This is a genomic window from Bacillus sp. VA15, from assembly GCF_055721145.1.
Window position 1 is genome coordinate 136,318 of sequence record NZ_JBVQPQ010000008.1, and the last position, 14,769, is coordinate 151,086.

Annotated in this window: 16 protein-coding genes and 1 pseudogene; 9 read left to right on the top strand and 8 right to left on the bottom strand. The window is 42.4% G+C overall.

Annotated features, from left to right (window positions below; genetic code table 11):
* Nucleotides 1-2: 2 nt before the first annotated feature.
* The 4 genes and pseudogenes from AC0DBE_RS18725 (at nucleotide 3) to AC0DBE_RS18740 (ending at nucleotide 2,961) form a co-directional block, all read left to right on the top strand.
* Nucleotides 3-554: an SUKH-4 family immunity protein gene (locus tag AC0DBE_RS18725; protein ID WP_003221754.1), complete on the top strand. Its 552-nt coding sequence runs from the start codon at nucleotides 3-5 to the stop codon at nucleotides 552-554.
* 583 nt (nucleotides 555-1,137) lie between these two features.
* Complete coding sequence (locus AC0DBE_RS18730; protein WP_041521091.1) at nucleotides 1,138-1,689, top strand: hypothetical protein; 552 nt, start codon at nucleotides 1,138-1,140, stop codon at nucleotides 1,687-1,689.
* 76 nt (nucleotides 1,690-1,765) lie between these two features.
* Nucleotides 1,766-2,145: pseudogene (locus AC0DBE_RS18735) on the top strand (hypothetical protein); the annotation flags it as partial.
* A gap of 99 nt (nucleotides 2,146-2,244) precedes the next feature.
* Nucleotides 2,245-2,961, top strand: coding sequence for an endonuclease V (locus tag AC0DBE_RS18740; RefSeq protein WP_014115431.1), 717 nt, complete (start codon nucleotides 2,245-2,247; stop codon nucleotides 2,959-2,961).
* A gap of 30 nt (nucleotides 2,962-2,991) precedes the next feature.
* Here AC0DBE_RS18740 and AC0DBE_RS18745 read toward each other — a convergent pair whose 3' ends face one another.
* A complete protein-coding gene (locus AC0DBE_RS18745; RefSeq protein ID WP_014115430.1) occupies nucleotides 2,992-3,858 on the bottom strand; it encodes a helix-turn-helix domain-containing protein in 867 nt (288 codons plus the stop codon).
* A 157-nt stretch (nucleotides 3,859-4,015) separates the two neighbouring features.
* Between AC0DBE_RS18745 and AC0DBE_RS18750 the strand changes: the two genes are divergently transcribed.
* Nucleotides 4,016-6,301, top strand: a complete 2,286-nt coding sequence (locus tag AC0DBE_RS18750; RefSeq protein WP_472963294.1) for a beta-L-arabinofuranosidase domain-containing protein — start codon at nucleotides 4,016-4,018, stop codon at nucleotides 6,299-6,301.
* Nucleotides 6,302-6,361: 60 nt separating this feature from the next.
* Here the strand turns inward: AC0DBE_RS18750 and AC0DBE_RS18755 are convergent, their stop codons facing one another.
* Nucleotides 6,362-7,243 (bottom strand): LysR family transcriptional regulator, encoded by an 882-nt coding sequence (locus tag AC0DBE_RS18755; protein WP_061186451.1) that lies wholly within the window; start codon nucleotides 7,241-7,243, stop codon nucleotides 6,362-6,364.
* Nucleotides 7,244-7,364: 121 nt separating this feature from the next.
* Here AC0DBE_RS18755 and AC0DBE_RS18760 point away from each other — a divergent pair, with 121 nt between their 5' ends.
* Together AC0DBE_RS18760 and AC0DBE_RS18765 are read left to right on the top strand one after the other, a co-directional pair.
* Nucleotides 7,365-7,910: a flavodoxin family protein gene (locus AC0DBE_RS18760; RefSeq protein ID WP_014115427.1), complete on the top strand. Its 546-nt coding sequence runs from the start codon at nucleotides 7,365-7,367 to the stop codon at nucleotides 7,908-7,910.
* Nucleotides 7,907-8,128: a hypothetical protein gene (locus AC0DBE_RS18765; RefSeq protein WP_072565385.1), complete on the top strand. Its 222-nt coding sequence runs from the start codon at nucleotides 7,907-7,909 to the stop codon at nucleotides 8,126-8,128. The genes AC0DBE_RS18760 and AC0DBE_RS18765 overlap by 4 nt, the downstream gene beginning before the upstream one ends.
* Nucleotides 8,129-8,154: 26 nt before the next feature.
* On the opposite strand, the gene chrA is transcribed toward AC0DBE_RS18765, so the two are convergent.
* The 3 genes from chrA to chrS are packed head-to-tail and all read right to left on the bottom strand — an operon-like array spanning nucleotide 8,155 to nucleotide 9,771.
* Nucleotides 8,155-8,691: a chromate resistance efflux protein ChrA gene (gene chrA / locus AC0DBE_RS18770; protein ID WP_014665634.1), complete on the bottom strand. Its 537-nt coding sequence runs from the start codon at nucleotides 8,689-8,691 to the stop codon at nucleotides 8,155-8,157.
* Entirely contained in the window at nucleotides 8,688-9,281 is a 594-nt protein-coding gene (gene chrB, locus AC0DBE_RS18775) for a chromate efflux transporter subunit ChrB (RefSeq protein ID WP_114151147.1), read from the bottom strand. The genes chrA and chrB overlap by 4 nt, the downstream gene beginning before the upstream one ends.
* Before the next feature lie 13 nt (nucleotides 9,282-9,294).
* A complete protein-coding gene (gene chrS / locus AC0DBE_RS18780) occupies nucleotides 9,295-9,771 on the bottom strand; it encodes a chromate efflux transcriptional regulator ChrS (protein ID WP_014115423.1) in 477 nt (158 codons plus the stop codon).
* A 214-nt stretch (nucleotides 9,772-9,985) separates the two neighbouring features.
* On the opposite strand from chrS, the gene ggt reads away from it, so the two are divergent.
* Nucleotides 9,986-11,563 carry a gamma-glutamyltransferase gene (gene ggt / locus AC0DBE_RS18785; protein WP_472963298.1) on the top strand — a complete coding sequence of 526 codons (1,578 nt, stop codon included), beginning with the start codon at nucleotides 9,986-9,988 and terminating at the stop codon, nucleotides 11,561-11,563.
* A gap of 4 nt (nucleotides 11,564-11,567) precedes the next feature.
* Here the strand turns inward: ggt and AC0DBE_RS18790 are convergent, their stop codons facing one another.
* The 3 genes from AC0DBE_RS18790 to cotG form a co-directional block, all read right to left on the bottom strand.
* A complete protein-coding gene (locus AC0DBE_RS18790) occupies nucleotides 11,568-11,912 on the bottom strand; it encodes a DUF4181 domain-containing protein (RefSeq protein WP_072181889.1) in 345 nt (114 codons plus the stop codon).
* Between the two features lie 166 nt (nucleotides 11,913-12,078).
* A complete protein-coding gene (locus AC0DBE_RS18795) occupies nucleotides 12,079-12,696 on the bottom strand; it encodes a flavin reductase family protein (protein ID WP_014115420.1) in 618 nt (205 codons plus the stop codon).
* A 170-nt stretch (nucleotides 12,697-12,866) separates the two neighbouring features.
* On the bottom strand, nucleotides 12,867-13,505 hold the full coding sequence (gene cotG, locus AC0DBE_RS18800; protein WP_472963301.1) for a spore coat protein CotG: 639 nt from the start codon (nucleotides 13,503-13,505) through the stop codon (nucleotides 12,867-12,869).
* A gap of 140 nt (nucleotides 13,506-13,645) precedes the next feature.
* On the opposite strand from cotG, the gene cotH reads away from it, so the two are divergent.
* The gene (gene cotH, locus AC0DBE_RS18805) at nucleotides 13,646-14,737 is read left to right on the top strand and encodes a spore coat protein CotH (RefSeq protein ID WP_014115418.1); all 1,092 of its coding nucleotides are present in this window, start codon (nucleotides 13,646-13,648) and stop codon (nucleotides 14,735-14,737) included.
* Nucleotides 14,738-14,769 lie beyond the last annotated feature (32 nt).

The following is a 14,769-nucleotide window of genomic DNA, read 5'->3' on the forward strand; positions in this document are numbered from 1 at the left end:
AGATGTTATTACCAGAAGAATTTAATAGAAACTGGGATGTTAATAAAAATGGTCCATTATTAAAGTTTTTATATGATGATCTAATAGAGACTCCTTTTTCGGAGGAATTTAAACGATTTTTATCTTTAGGTGGCTTACCTGAAACACCTCCACCTTATTTAGATTTTACTTCCTCTCAATCATCATTTAAACCAATTACGAGTATCTTTGATATGTCTGAAGCATTTCGAAAATATTGGTTGTTAGGATCCACTGGTTCTGGAGATCCAATATGTATTATTGAAAATAACGAGAGAATCGTTTATCTAAATAATGGTGATGAATATAAAGAAGTATTTATTAACTCTTCAATAAATCAATTTGCAGAATGTATATTACTTTTCTCAGAAATGATTGACAAGGCTGTACAAATAAATGGTGAGGATGCCTTTATTGATAATGACATTCCGGAATATGTAATAGAGTGGTTGAAAGAAGAACTTAAAAGAGTAGACTCAAATTGTATAAAAGAAGGAAGCTTTTGGGATATTGAAATAGAAAATTTATATGAATAAGGAAGAGAATTATTACCTTTATAGGCTGATGCCTGTTAAAGGCCCCTTTAAAATGAAGACTAAAAGAACGACTTATAGATCTGACCAATACAAAAGGTCGACATATCTAATTTAACGGATGTTATTTCTCCCAATATAGTTAATGGTAGACGATTGCTTTATTCTGGACCTAGAGTATGAGTTAACTGATAGTCCAACTATAAATTGGAATAGAACTTTGAAAATGTATGGTGACAAAACAGGGGATGAAGCATCCTGTAATATGCTCTGCATAAACGATTATTTAGACTACAGTGATTTGTCCGATGAAGAGATTTTAATTTACGTCTTCAGGTTATGGATGGCTGGGAGCATCATTTAAATGAGAAATTTCCTAAAGGAGGATATTGAAGAGAAGTACGGAAACGAAGCTATCCTAGTAATAGAAATTAACTGTGATCATAAAATTTAATCGTAAAAGCAGGTGCGGTAAACTACCTGCTTTTATAGTTCTATTATAATTTGCGAAAGCAAGAGAATATCGCATTCGATCAATGTACAGATGTTGAAAAGGCCATTGATAGGAACGGATTGTGGTTAAATCATGGAACATGGAATAAGATTTACTGTTGAAAACCTGGAGATAGGTGAATTGCTGCATCGTCTTTTAGTGAAGAGGGAATTAGACGAATGGTACAAAAACAAAAGTGCGGAAAAAATACAAGTTCCTCAAGAATTTAATCAAATAAAACACCTGAAAAAAATTGAAGTTAGAGATTTGAATAATCCATCTGGGGACATAACTATTCAACTACTTGATCTTTCTGGAGAAAATGGATTTCATTTAGAACAGCAAATCAATATGAAAGTATCTAAATTGGTTCCTGTTTATGTACTAGATTATAGTTATTCCCTAAGACACGATTTAATTGATGGCGCTTATGATATTGTAGGAACAGCTGAATCTTTAGAATTAATACAGGGTACCAACTATATTAATAAAATAATGAAAGAAAAAGGTTTTATTGAGCTTAGTTATTTATATGATTACTATGATACGGTTTATGAGTGGAATCAATTACCTGATTTACAGCCTTTCAACAGAAGATTAACATTAGGAGATGCCTTGTTTACCGATGTATTAGAATTGCTATAGTTAAAAACTTGCCGTGTTGTCATCGGCAAGTTTTTTTATAGATAGGATAACAATGTGGAGTACAAGGAGAAGCGGCATGAGCAGAGATCATATTTCTCAATTGCAGCCATTAAAAATCTGTGATGGCTGGTCTGTAGGATTGAACAATTTAAATTCAGAAAAAAGAACGGAAGAAGAATATGAACTACTAATACTGCAAAATGAAAAACGTAATGCCATTATTAAGGTAATATATAGAGAGGATCAATACCATATCAAAGTGGTTGGCTTAAAAATAAATAAGATTTATGACGTAGAATCTTTTGATAAAATAGAACATGTATTAGAAGAGTTAGAATATCAAATCTGGAGTGTGGGAAGTGGGGTTTTAGAGGATTTGCAGCCACTAAGCCAACAGGTTCCCAATTTTTTAAACTTAGGATTCCAACGGGTTGGACTGTCGATTATATTACATTGTGGATGGTATGGAGATTATCCTAATGGAAGTTTTATCGCCTTCAATACATCTGAACAGAGAAAACTATTTTAAGAAGTAAAGAGAGGAAAACTAGTGAAATGAAAGTACATCAAATTCACGATTTTCATCTAAAAGATGAATCGGATTTTGTTCAAACACAACAATCCCTTAAACATAAAATCGACCTATCACCCTCCATCACCCCAGACTCCATCAACACCTGCGCAGGCGTCGACCTCGCTTATTGGGAGCAGGACGGCGAACCGTACGGGGTGTGTAGTATTATCGTGATTGATGCTGATACTAAAGAAGTCATTGAAAAAGTGCACAGCATGGGGAAAATCAGTGTGCCGTATGTTGCTGGCTTCCTTGCGTTTCGTGAGCTGCCGCTGATCATCGAGGCGGCGAAAAAACTGGAGACGGAGCCCGATGTGTTTTTGTTTGATGGCAACGGGTATCTGCATTACAACCATATGGGCGTTGCCACCCATGCTGCTTTTTTTCTCGGTAAGCCGACAATTGGGATTGCGAAAACCTATCTCAAAATCAAAGACTGTGATTTCGTCATGCCTGAAAATGAAGTTGGTGCATATACCGATATTATCATTGATGGCGAGGTATATGGTCGGGGGTTGCGGACGCGGCGGGACGTGAAGCCTATCTTCTTGTCTTGCGGAAATCATATTGATTTAGAAAGCAGCTATCAGATCACGATGAGCCTGATCAATCAAGAAAGCAGGCTGCCAATCCCTGTCCGCCTTGCTGACCTAGAAACACATATCTTGCGAACGTTCTATCAGAAAAATCACGTGTAACACTTGCAGGCCCGGAACTGCAAGTGTTTTTTATTGATTTCTGTATATTTCGCTTATATATAAAGACGGGGACACTCCAGTCACCCGTTTGAACACTCTGCTGAAGTAATAAGGGTTAGAAAAGCCTAATGTGCTGCTGACTTCAGTTACATTTAAGTTGGTTGTTTTGAATAGATCAATTGCCTGTGCAATCAGCAGTTCATTTTTATAAGCTGTTATGCTTTTCCCGGTTTGCTTTTTGAAGAGGGAGGAAAGGTAGGCATAATTCATTTCTAAAGCATCCTCAAAGTCTCTGCTGACCAGCTTTGCATGCTTGTTACGGTGCAGAAATTCAATGATTCGGCTGATGACCCTTGAAGAGCGTGTGCCGGCCTGACTGTTTATAGCATTTCTATACAGATCAATGAAGAGTTGATAGGTGAGAGAACACGCTTGGAGCGCCCTGAAAGCACTTGGTGATTCAAAGGCATGAACAATGCTGCTCAGCTGTTTTTCTGTGTACTCACGATGAGAGACAGAACCGCTTTTCGGAAAGGTTAATTGTGATGAATAGATGCTGTCGAGAAGGATTGGTGAATTGTGAAATGGAGAAAACTCGTCCTCCTGATCCACGGAAGGTTCGGCATAAAAATGAATGTAGTACCATTCGGTGCCGGGTGTATAAAAATCGCCTCCCCAATGCGGTGTATTGTTCTTAAGAAAAAGATATCCCCCCGCCTGAATGCGGTACTCGTTTTCGTTCTCAAATACATGGATCGCGCCTTGTTTTACGTAAAAAAATACACTGATTCTATCCATCGTCCTGTCAGGGTGACGTAAAGTCCCTTCTGTATCCTTCATATGTCCGGCCTCACGGATTTTAGGGAGATGATTGGCTTGGAGTTTTACTTTATACATGGCTTCACCATCTTTCGCTATTCTTATCTCCAGTGTAACGGTTCAATCTAAAAAAAGGATATGTTTTTGATAAATAATGAATTCACATCCCATATCATCATTTGGATAATGAAAGCATCACCATGAATGATGAAACGTGATAGGGGGAGATCGAGATATGAAAGATGTAACATTATTAAAAGGTATGTTTTATGATTCCCAGATGAAAGGGAAGGAATATTTGCTTTTTTTGGATGTAGACCGTCTTTTGGCTCCGTGTTATGAGGCTGTATTACAGACGCCTAAAAAACCGCGCTACGGCGGGTGGGAGGCAAAGGAAATTGCCGGGCATTCGATCGGTCATTGGCTGTCAGCCGCATCAGCCATGTACCAGGCTTCCGGAGATGAAGAACTGAAAAGAAAAGCAGAGTACGCAGTGAATGAGCTGAGTCATATCCAACAATTTGATGAAGAGGGATATGTAAGCGGTTTCTCCAGAGCGTGTTTTGATGAGGTGTTCAGCGGTGATTTTCGGGTGGACCACTTTAGTCTGGGAGGTTCTTGGGTGCCGTGGTACAGCATCCATAAACTGTTTGCGGGATTAATAGATACGTATCGGCTAACCGGCAATCAGACGGCTTTACGTGTCGTCGTCAAGCTGGCTGATTGGGCAAAAAAGGGGCTGGATCGTCTGACGGACGAGCAATTTCAGCGTATGCTGATATGTGAACATGGCGGGATGAATGAGGCGATGGCCGATCTTTTTATGCTGACGAAAAACAAAGCATATCTTGAACTTGCGGAACGTTTCTGTCATCGTGCCATTCTTCAGCCACTGGCAGAGGGGAAGGATGAGCTTGAAGGAAAGCATGCCAATACCCAAATTCCAAAGGTGATCGGGGCCGCCAAGCTGTATGACATTACTGGTAATGAAGCATATAGAAATGCCGCGCTCTTCTTTTGGGAACAGGTTGTATATCAGCGTTCCTACGCAATTGGCGGCAACAGTATTGGAGAGCATTTCGGAGCGGAAGGCAGCGAGGAGTTGGGGGTGACAACCGCAGAAACGTGCAATACGTATAACATGCTGAAATTGACTGGGCATTTATTCCGGTGGTTTCACGAAGCGAGATTTACGGATTACTATGAGAATGCGCTTTATAATCACATTCTTGCTTCCCAAGATCCCGAATCAGGCATGAAAACCTATTTTGTTTCCACACAGCCGGGGCATTTCAAGGTGTATTGTGCACCAGAAGATTCTTTTTGGTGCTGTACAGGCACCGGGATGGAAAACCCTGCGCGCTATACGCAGCATATTTATGATATAGACCAAAACGATCTGTATGTGAATTTATTTATTCCTTCACAAATAAACATGCAAGAAAAACAACTGATCATCACACAGGAAACCTCTTTTCCAGCAGCCGAAAAAACCAGGCTAGTTGTCAAAAAAGCTGACGGTGTGCCTATGACACTGCATATTCGTATTCCTTATTGGACAAATGGCGGCCTTAAAGCTGCGGTCAATGGGAAACGAATTCAATCGGTTGAGAAAAATGGGTACCTCGTTATTCACAAACATTGGAATACAGGAGATTGTATTGAGATTGATTTGCCGATGAAACTCCACATCTATCAAGCGAAGGATGATCCTAAAAAAAGCGTCCTGATGTATGGGCCGGTTGTATTGGCAGGAGCACTAGGCAGAGAGGACTTCCCTGAAACAGATATACTTGCTGATCATCTCGCCCTCAATAACCATCCGTTAATTGATGTCCCTGTGTTGGTGGCGGATCAGCGTCAATTGGATCATTGGGTGAAGCGGGTAAATGAAACATCACTCGTATTTCAAACGAAACCGATTGGCCAGCCGGGGAATGAAGAAATCACATTCATGCCGTTCTACAATGTGCATCATCAGCGGTATTCCGTTTACTGGTATGTGATGACCGAAAAGGAATATCTTGATTTTACAGATGAAGAAAAAGAAAGGCAGGAAATCATCAGACGCATAACCGTTGATGCCGTTCAGCCGAATGAACAGCAGCAGGAGATAGAACATCACTTGAAAAAAGAAAACTCTTACTCCGGTTACGCAAGTATCGTTCACAGAGGCTGGCGAGACAGCAGAGGAGATGGTTTTTTCAGTTATGAGATGAAAACAGAGCCGAGTCAACCCATGTATTTGCTGGTCACTTATTTTGGAAGTGATGATACCTTTCAATCGGAGGAACAAACATACGAAAGAAATTTTGAGATCATGATAGATGATCAACTACTGGCCAGACAGCAGCTAAAGGCAAATCACCCAGGAAGGCTTTTTGATGTATGTTATGACATTCCAGTTGCATATACGAAAGGAAAAGAGAGAGTAACTGTCACGTTCAAATCAAGTGAGGGAACAGCAGCCGGCGGAGTGTTTGGGGTAAGGATGATTAATGAAAAAATGGTTTTACATTGAATGCATATCGATATGAAGCTTGTTCACTCAAAAACTTGCGACCCATGGGCCGCAAGTTTTTTATTTGAATGTTTTCCGCGTCAAATCGATAAAAGCCTTTAATGGCGCAGACATCCACTTGTCCTTATGCCATGCTAGTTGAGTGAAAACGGGGCAATCGCTCTGCCAATTAAGTTCTTTCATCCGGCCTGCTGCAATATCATCTTTTACTGTCATTTCAGGCAAGATTCCAATCCCAAGTCCGGCCATCACGCATTGTTTGATGGCTTCTATGCTGACGAATTCCAATTTATTAGGGTAGACACCGGAGTCATGTAAAGTATTCTCAAAGAGCGTGCGGTACGAGCAGCCGTCCTCTGTCAGCAGAAGAGTTTCGTTTTGAAGATCCTTCAATGTTACTGGTAAATCCGCAGGAAAAAGATGGTCGTTGGCAGCCACCATTTTGATCTCATCCTGAATCAAAGATTCAATGTGCAATGTGTCGTCCGGTCGGTTTACATCCAAGATGAAGGTGATATCAAGCTGGCCCTGTAAGAGCTGTTCTTTTGCTTGTTCATTGGATATATATGGTTTGAATATGAGCTTTACTTGGGGAAAAGCGTGTTTAAATTCTTTTATGATAGGCGGAAGGCGGTATGTGCACTGGCTTTCCGTCGCCCCGATTTTTAAGGTTCCCGTTGTTTCTCTTACTTGATTTGCGGCCATTTTCGCCTCTTCTGTTAAAGTAATGATCTTCTCTGCATAGGATTTGAACGTTTTTCCTGCTTCTGTCAAGATAAGCCGTTTGCCAAGCCGTTCAAATAAAGGAGTCCCGATTTCTTCTTCAAGTGATTTGATCTGGGAGGTAATGCTTGATTGTGCATAATTAAGCATCTTGGCGGTAAGGGTGAAGTTTACATGTTCTGCCGCCGTAACAAAGGTGATCAGCTGCTTCAATTCCACCTGTCTCTTCCTTTCTAAATCGGTTTTACCGATTGAATTAATCAAAATAATCATCTGTAATGATTGGTGAATCCATTATATGATGAAGAAAATCATTCGTAAACAAAGGAGCAGATGCATCATGAAAATTGCGGTTATTAACGGCGGAACTCGGTCTGGCGGAAATACGGATATTCTTGCGGAGAAGGCTGTTCAAGGATTCGATGCGGAACACATTCATTTGCGTAAATATCAGATCCAGCCAATTGAAGATCATCGTCACACTCAAGACGGCTTCCGTCCTGTTCATGATGACTACAATTCTATTATTGAGCGGATATTGCCGTGCGATATTCTCATATTCGCTACTCCAATTTATTGGTTCGGCATGTCAGGGACGTTAAAGCTATTTATTGATCGCTGGTCACAGACGTTGAGAGATCCCCGATTTCCTGATTTTCAACAACAAATGTCGGTGAAGCAAGCATATGTGACAGCAGTGGGCGGAGACAATCCAAAAATAAAGGGGCTGCCGCTGATTCAGCAATTTGAACATATTTTTGATTTTATGGGGCTGCCCTTTAAAGGCTATGTGCTGGGAGAAGGCAATCGCCCAGGCGATATTCTTCGTGATCATCAGGCGCTGTCCGCTGCGAGCCGCTTACTGAAAAGAAGCGATGCTATATGAAGTTTTTGCTGTCGGTCATTGCTGGCATGCTGATTCTTGCATTCTTTTTATTTTGGAAGGTCCAGCCTCCTGTTTGGATAGATGTTGAAACCAATTCGCCTCAGTTGAAGCAATCTATGAGAATGGCAGGAACCACGCTGCAAGTCAAGCACATCATCAAGAGTGATGCAGGAGAAGAAACAACTGTCATATCGAACGGCATTTCGGGACCAAAATAAAAAAGCACCTGTCCAGGTGCTTTTTTCTATAAATGAGGAATGACAAGGCCGCCATATAAAAATGCCGCGATAATCAGAAATGCCGGATGCATCTTGAATTTAGTCATGGCAAGGAGGGAAATCCCCGCAATCACTATAGATTGGATCCAGCCGATAGCTTTGATGCCGTCTGCGCCGATTTGCCAGGTAAGAATGAGCATCATGACCGCGATGACAGGCTGAACGGACAGCGTCATGCCTTTGATAACGGGTGATTGGCGGAAGCGCTGAATGATGCGCAGCAGGACAATCAATGCAAGCGCCGACGGTACGACGGTTGCGATCAGCGCAATCAAGAAGCCGGGCCACCCGCCTGCGCTGTAGCCGACATACGCGGCGATTTTGGTTGCGATCGGGCCCGGCAATGCGTTCGCAAGTGCGAGCATGTTTGAGAATTGGTCGTTTGAGAGCCAGCTGTATCTGTTTACGACTTCTTCAAACATCAGCGGGATAGACGCAGGTCCGCCGCCATATCCGAGTAGGTTTGCGATAAAAAACGCCATAAATAAATAGATCGATATCATGAGGCCGACATTCCTTTATCTTTTGAATGTTTATTTGTGATTTTGTCTTTCAGTTTAAAATGAAACGCGCCGTACGCTAAGAAAATGATAATGACAAGGCCGGGATTGATCTGTAACGTTTGCAGGCCGATAAAAGCGATAATAAAAAACAGGATGCCGGTGACCCAGCCGAAACCTTTAAGCGTTTTTTGGCCAAACTCGTACGCCATTATGCCAAGCATTACCGCAATCACCGGCGTTACGGCACCAATCATGCCGGCAACAATTGCTGAATGGCTTAAGACATTTACAGCCGCAAACAAGCCCACCATCGCAAGACATGTAGGCAGAATATGGGCAAGTGTCGCCACGAGTGCGCCTAACGTGCCTTTTAGCTTGAAGCCCAGATACGCAGCCATTTTTGTGGCAATCGGTCCGGGAAGCGCATTAGCGATCGCTAATATTTCTCCGAATTCATCATCATCAATCCATTTATATTTATTGACCGCTTCATGGCGGATCAGCGGAATCACGGAAGGTCCGCCACCGAACCCTAGTATGCCAGTGCGCACCATTGCGGCCGTCATATCCCGATAAGGATGGTTTTTCATTCGTTTCTCTCCTTTACAGCTTCATTCCCATACGGCTTTTGTATCGTTTGATCAGCATCTGGCAATCAACACTGACGACGCCTCGCAGCGGATACAGCCGTTTTGTTAAAAACTCTTCCATTTCTTGATCGTTGGCAAAGATCCCATGCATATGCAGCTTGCTCGGGCCTGTCATGTGATAAAGGCTGGTGACCGCAGGCTCTTCCTCAAGCTTGAGAGCGACCTCTTCTAAAAATTGCGGCTCTACCTCGACATTGAAAAACACGGATACATGGATGCCGATTTTAGCGGGATTGATGACCGCTGTGAATTTTTCAATGACGCCTGCTTCAATGAGCTGATTGATCCGAGCTTGGACGGCAACCCGTGATAAATCGACTCTCTTGCCAAGATCCGTATAAGAAATTCTTCCTTCTTCATGCAAAATGGTGAGGATTTGTTTGTCGATCTCATCAAGTACAAGGTTGGGGATTTGGTATTCATTGCTCATTTGCTCCACCTGCTTTCGTAAGCCTTTTAGACGTTATTTTATCATATAAGTTTCGTTTCGTACGATGAAATTTTAATTTATTTTCACAATGAATATAAAAATGGTTTGTTGTTTACGAAAGGAATAAAGTTCGTCAGCTTTTCTGCCGGGTGAGTAGATGTGAAAAATCAAGCTCTCTATACTGAAGAAAATCTCATGATAAAGGGGACTTGTGATGAACAAATCTATCATCGGTACAAAACAAATGGTCGTCAGTCCGCATTATCTCGCTTCTCAAGCCGGAAACCGAATACTGGACAAGGGAGGAAACGCGTTTGACGCCGCCGTTGCTGTGAGTGCTTGTCTGGCAGTTGTGTATCCGCATATGACGGGGCTTGGCGGGGATTCCTTTTGGCTGACCTTTCATCAGGAAACAAAGTCGGTAAGAGTCTACAATGGCAGCGGCCGTTCAGGAAAACATGTAACGAGAGATGTATATAAGGGAAAAAACGCGATTCCGCTGAGGGGAATCGACAGTGCCATTACCGTTCCGGGGATGGTTGATAGCTGGGATGCGGTGTTGAAGGAGTACGGACGTATGTCCCTTGCGGACGTGTTGGAGCCCGCAAGGGACTATGCCCAAAATGGTTTTCCAGTATCAGCTGATCAGTGCCGTCACACAGAAACGAATCTTGAACTGCTGGCCTCCACGCCTTACACGGCCGGCATCTTCACGAGATGCGGAAAAGCGCCTGTCCCGGGAGAGCGGTTTGTGCAAAAAGAGCTTGCAGAAAGTCTGAACATGGTCGCCAAAAAAGGAAGAAGCGCATTCTATGAAGGAGATATCGCTCAGCGGATTGTCTCGTATTTACAGCATAACGGCAGCTACATGACACTCGATGATTTTAAAGCGCACCGGGGCGAGTGGGCGGAGCCTGTCTCAAGTGATTACCGAGGATACAGTGTGTACCAGGCGCCGCCGAATTCTCAGGGATTTACCGGTTTATTAACACTGAACATTCTGGAAAACTATGATTTCACCCAAATCGAACACGGTTCATTTGAGTATTATCATGTGCTTGTGGAGGCATTGAAAAAGAGTTTTCTAGATCGGAATGCCGTCCTGACTGATCCGGCGTTTGCGGACATCCCACTTGAAAGGCTTTTGGACAAACGTTACGCGAAACAATTGGCGGAAGAAATCGGCTATTTGGCAGAACCGGCGGAAAGCAGGCCAGTAGGAAGTGATACTGCATATGCGGCCGTCATCGATGCGGATGGCAATGCAGTATCTTTCATTCAAAGCCTGTACTTTGAATTTGGCTCGGCAGTCACCGCTGGTGATACAGGCATATTACTGCAAAACCGCGGGTCATTTTTCTCATTGGATAAAAATCATGTCAATACGCTTGAACCGAGAAAGCGCAGCTTCCATACGCTGATGCCGGCTATAGCCTGCAAAGACGGAAAACCGAAAGTCCTGTACGGCACACAAGGCGGCGAAGGCCAGCCGCAGACCCAGACGGCAATCATTACCAGAATGCTGGACTACGAAATGCATCCTCAGCAGGCAATCAGCGAACCGCGCTGGGTGTGGGGCAGAACGTGGGGAGAGGAATATGAAGGGCTTAGAGTCGAGGGCAGATTCTCAGAGGAAACAATAGAAAAGCTGAAAGACAGCGGACATCTTGTCGAGGTTGTCGGTGACTATGATCCGCTGATGGGACACGCAGCAGCAATCAAAGTTGATGAGGAAGGCTTTCTCCAAGGCGGAGTCGACCCGCGGGGAGACGGCGCGGCTGTGGGGGTTTGAGGTATCAGAAGAAAATACACATATAAATAAAAACGACTAGAAAGAGGACTGCGCCAAATAAATAGTGTATATATTGTTTTTCTTCACGCTTATATTTCCATTCCATAAATGTACGAAAACAACTCGTCAGGAATAGAAAGAAAATAAGCATAATCTCTGGAGGAAAGCATAAAACAGAAAAACCTAATAAAATGAGCATGATGATTTCCAGCAGCCCTTGTGTGCTATTTACAGGTTTATACCACCAAGGCGGTTTAGGGATGCCTAGTTTTTTTCTGGCATAGATATAAAAAGTAGTATTGATTAAAGCTGCAACCAGTAACACAATCAAAAAATGAGTGCCTGTCATATATACCCCTCCTATCTATCTTATATACGGGTGGAAAAGGAAAAATGTTTCATAAAAGAACACCCGGAGTTTTCTCCGGGTGTTTTTTAACTATATTTTTCTTCCTGCTTTTTTGTGATTGCAAGGTCTTTTAGACTAGTTTCTTCTATTTAAATAGTCCTTCTGTTTAGCTTGGACGAACCAGCGTAAATTCTTCGCCGAGCTTCGCATAGTGATTTCCCGCCAATCTTGAAGCAGGCTTTAATTCATCTGTCAAAACATAGCCTTTTTCTGCATCATACACCTTTTCATCAAGGTGGAAGCAGACGACTCTCCCGATAAGCAGATCTGCTGTAGTAACGCCTTGATCATTGTCGAACGTCATATGCCGCTCTAATGTGCATTCAAAGCGGATGCGTGCTTCTTTAATGCCGGGAACTGAAACAGCTTTGCTTTCGACGGGATGAAGCGAGGTGCGTGTGAGCTCGCTTTCGTCCGGATCTAAGCTTGCCGCCGTTTCATTGATGTCTTCAATGATGGCTTCATCACTGACATGAACGACAAATTCTCCGTTCTCCACTGCGTTTCGGGCTGTATCTTTTTGGCGTCCTCCAGCCCTGTTAACAGAAACACTGAGAAGCGGAGGATCTGAGCTGACAACGTTATAAAAACTGAAAGGCGCTGCATTTACCGCTCCGCTTGAAGAAAGGGTGGTTACAAATGCAATGGGACGGGGGATGACAGCACCCGACAATAGCTTGTATGTGTCTTTGGCACTAAGCTGATCCGCTTGAAATATGTACATAGCAACAACCGCCTTTATCGTAGGATACCTTGATTATAACGAAATGGTTTCAAGGAAACCAAATGATGTGGGTTGCATATGTTATGTCATGACATATATCTAATACAGGGGAAATGTAAAAATAGGCTTCCGTACGTCCGCCGGCAGCCTATTGAAAATGAAATCTTAGATTATTTGTATTTCTTTTTGACTACCCAGCAATTGCCGTCTTTCCAGAATTCTTTTTTGCTGTGATAATCATCCTCTTTTTTGTAGTAATGGTGGTGATGCGGTTTTTTGTAGTATTTCTTATGGGATTTTTTCTTATGGGAGCAATATGATTTTTTGTGTGTGCGGCATGATTTCTTATAGCTGCGAGATTTTTTCTTGTGAGAACAGTATGACTTTTTGTAGCTGCGAGATTTTTTGTAAGAACGGTAAGATTTTTTGTAGCTGCGAGATTTTTTGTGAGAACAGTATGATTTTTTGTAGCTGCGAGATTTCTTGTGAGAGCAATATGATTTTTTGTAGCTGCGAGATTTCTTGTGAGAGCAGTACGATTTTTTGTAGCTGCGAGATTTCTTGTGAGAGCAATATGATTTTTTGTAGCTGCGAGATTTTTTGTGAGAGCAGTATGATTTTTTGTAGCTGCGAGATTTTTTGTGAGAGCAGTATGATTTTTTATGGCTGCGAGATTTTTTGTGAGAGCGGTGCGACTTTTTATGGCTGCGTTTTTTTCCATGAGGCTCTTGGTATAAATAATCTTTTAAACCTTCTTTTTTTGCGGATTTCACCGCTTCTTTGATGTCAGAATGGGAATAGTGGCCCAATTTGAAATCCTCCTTTTGAAAATGATGTTAAGGATGAAGATCCTTACTACCCACATAGTACGCGCAGTTTTAAAAAGTGTATAAGTGTTCCGCTGAGATCACACAAAAATAAAAGCCTAAATTTGTGAGGGGGAATATGGATGAAGAATCAATCCAATTTGCCGCTTTATCAGCTGTTTGTTCATCCAAAAGATTTGCGTGAATTAAAAAAAGATATATGGGACGATGATCCGGTGCCGGCTGTCATGAAGGTAAATCAAAAAAGGCTGGATATTGATATTGCTTACCGGGGATCACATATTAGAGACTTCAAAAAGAAGTCATACCATATTTCCTTTTATCAGCCAAAAACATTCCGCGGCGCCCGCGAGGTTCACCTGAATGCAGAATATAAAGATCCTTCCATGATGAGAAACAAGTTGTCACTGGATTTTTTCTCAGAGCTTGGGACGCTGTCTCCAAAGGCGGAGTTTGTGTTTTTAAAAGTGAATGGGAAGAATGAAGGGGTTTATCTTGAACTTGAATCCGTCGATGAATTTTATTTAGCGAAAAGGAAGCTGGCGGACGGGGCGGTTTTTTACGCGGTTGATGATGATGCTAATTTCTCTCTGATGAGCGATTTGGAAAGGGAAACGAAGACGTCGCTTGAGCTTGGATATGAAAAGAAGACAGGGACTGAGGAAGACGATTTTTATTTACAGGATATGATTTTTAAAATTAATACTGTCCCTAAAGCCCAGTTTAAATCAGAAGTGACAAAGCATGTGGATGTCGATAAGTATTTGCGCTGGCTCGCCGGCATTGTATTCACCTCAAACTATGACGGGTTTGTCCACAACTACTCGTTGTACAGAAGCAGTGAAACCGGATTATTTGAGGTGATTCCTTGGGATTATGATGCGACTTGGGGCAGGGATATCCATGGAGAGCGGATGGCTGCCGATTATGTAAGAATTCAAGGATTTAATACACTAACCGCCCGGATTTTGGATGAACCCGATTTTCGCAAGTCCTACAAGCAACTGTTAGAGAAAACGCTCCAATCTCTTTTTACAATAGAATATATGAAACCGAAAATAATGGCGATATATGAGCAGATTAGGCCGTTTGTCCTGATGGACCCATATAAAAAGAATGATATTGAGCGTTTTGACCGTGAGCCGGATGTGATTTGCGAGTATATTATAAAAAGAGCTGATTACCTCAAAAGTGAGCTTGATCTTTTATCCTGACGATAAACGGGCGGATTCCGGAGAACGGAGCG

Excerpts from the sequence above, each read along its gene's own strand:
- AC0DBE_RS18725 (WP_003221754.1), top strand. The coding sequence starts at position 3 with ATGTTATTACCAGAAGAATTTAATAGAAACTGGGATGTTAATAAAAAT.
- AC0DBE_RS18750 (WP_472963294.1), top strand. The coding sequence starts at position 4,016 with ATGAAAGATGTAACATTATTAAAAGGTATGTTTTATGATTCCCAGATG.
- chrB (WP_114151147.1), bottom strand. The coding sequence starts at position 9,281 with ATGAAAAACCATCCTTATCGGGATATGACGGCCGCAATGGTGCGCACT.
- AC0DBE_RS18745 (WP_014115430.1), bottom strand. The coding sequence starts at position 3,858 with ATGTATAAAGTAAAACTCCAAGCCAATCATCTCCCTAAAATCCGTGAG.
- AC0DBE_RS18790 (WP_072181889.1), bottom strand. The coding sequence starts at position 11,912 with ATGACAGGCACTCATTTTTTGATTGTGTTACTGGTTGCAGCTTTAATC.
- AC0DBE_RS18760 (WP_014115427.1), top strand. The coding sequence starts at position 7,365 with ATGAAAATTGCGGTTATTAACGGCGGAACTCGGTCTGGCGGAAATACG.
- AC0DBE_RS18730 (WP_041521091.1), top strand. The coding sequence starts at position 1,138 with ATGGAACATGGAATAAGATTTACTGTTGAAAACCTGGAGATAGGTGAA.
- chrA (WP_014665634.1), bottom strand. The coding sequence starts at position 8,691 with ATGATATCGATCTATTTATTTATGGCGTTTTTTATCGCAAACCTACTC.
- chrS (WP_014115423.1), bottom strand. The coding sequence starts at position 9,771 with ATGAGCAATGAATACCAAATCCCCAACCTTGTACTTGATGAGATCGAC.
- AC0DBE_RS18765 (WP_072565385.1), top strand. The coding sequence starts at position 7,907 with ATGAAGTTTTTGCTGTCGGTCATTGCTGGCATGCTGATTCTTGCATTC.
- AC0DBE_RS18795 (WP_014115420.1), bottom strand. The coding sequence starts at position 12,696 with ATGTACATATTTCAAGCGGATCAGCTTAGTGCCAAAGACACATACAAG.
- ggt (WP_472963298.1), top strand. The coding sequence starts at position 9,986 with ATGAACAAATCTATCATCGGTACAAAACAAATGGTCGTCAGTCCGCAT.
- AC0DBE_RS18740 (WP_014115431.1), top strand. The coding sequence starts at position 2,245 with ATGAAAGTACATCAAATTCACGATTTTCATCTAAAAGATGAATCGGAT.
- cotH (WP_014115418.1), top strand. The coding sequence starts at position 13,646 with ATGAAGAATCAATCCAATTTGCCGCTTTATCAGCTGTTTGTTCATCCA.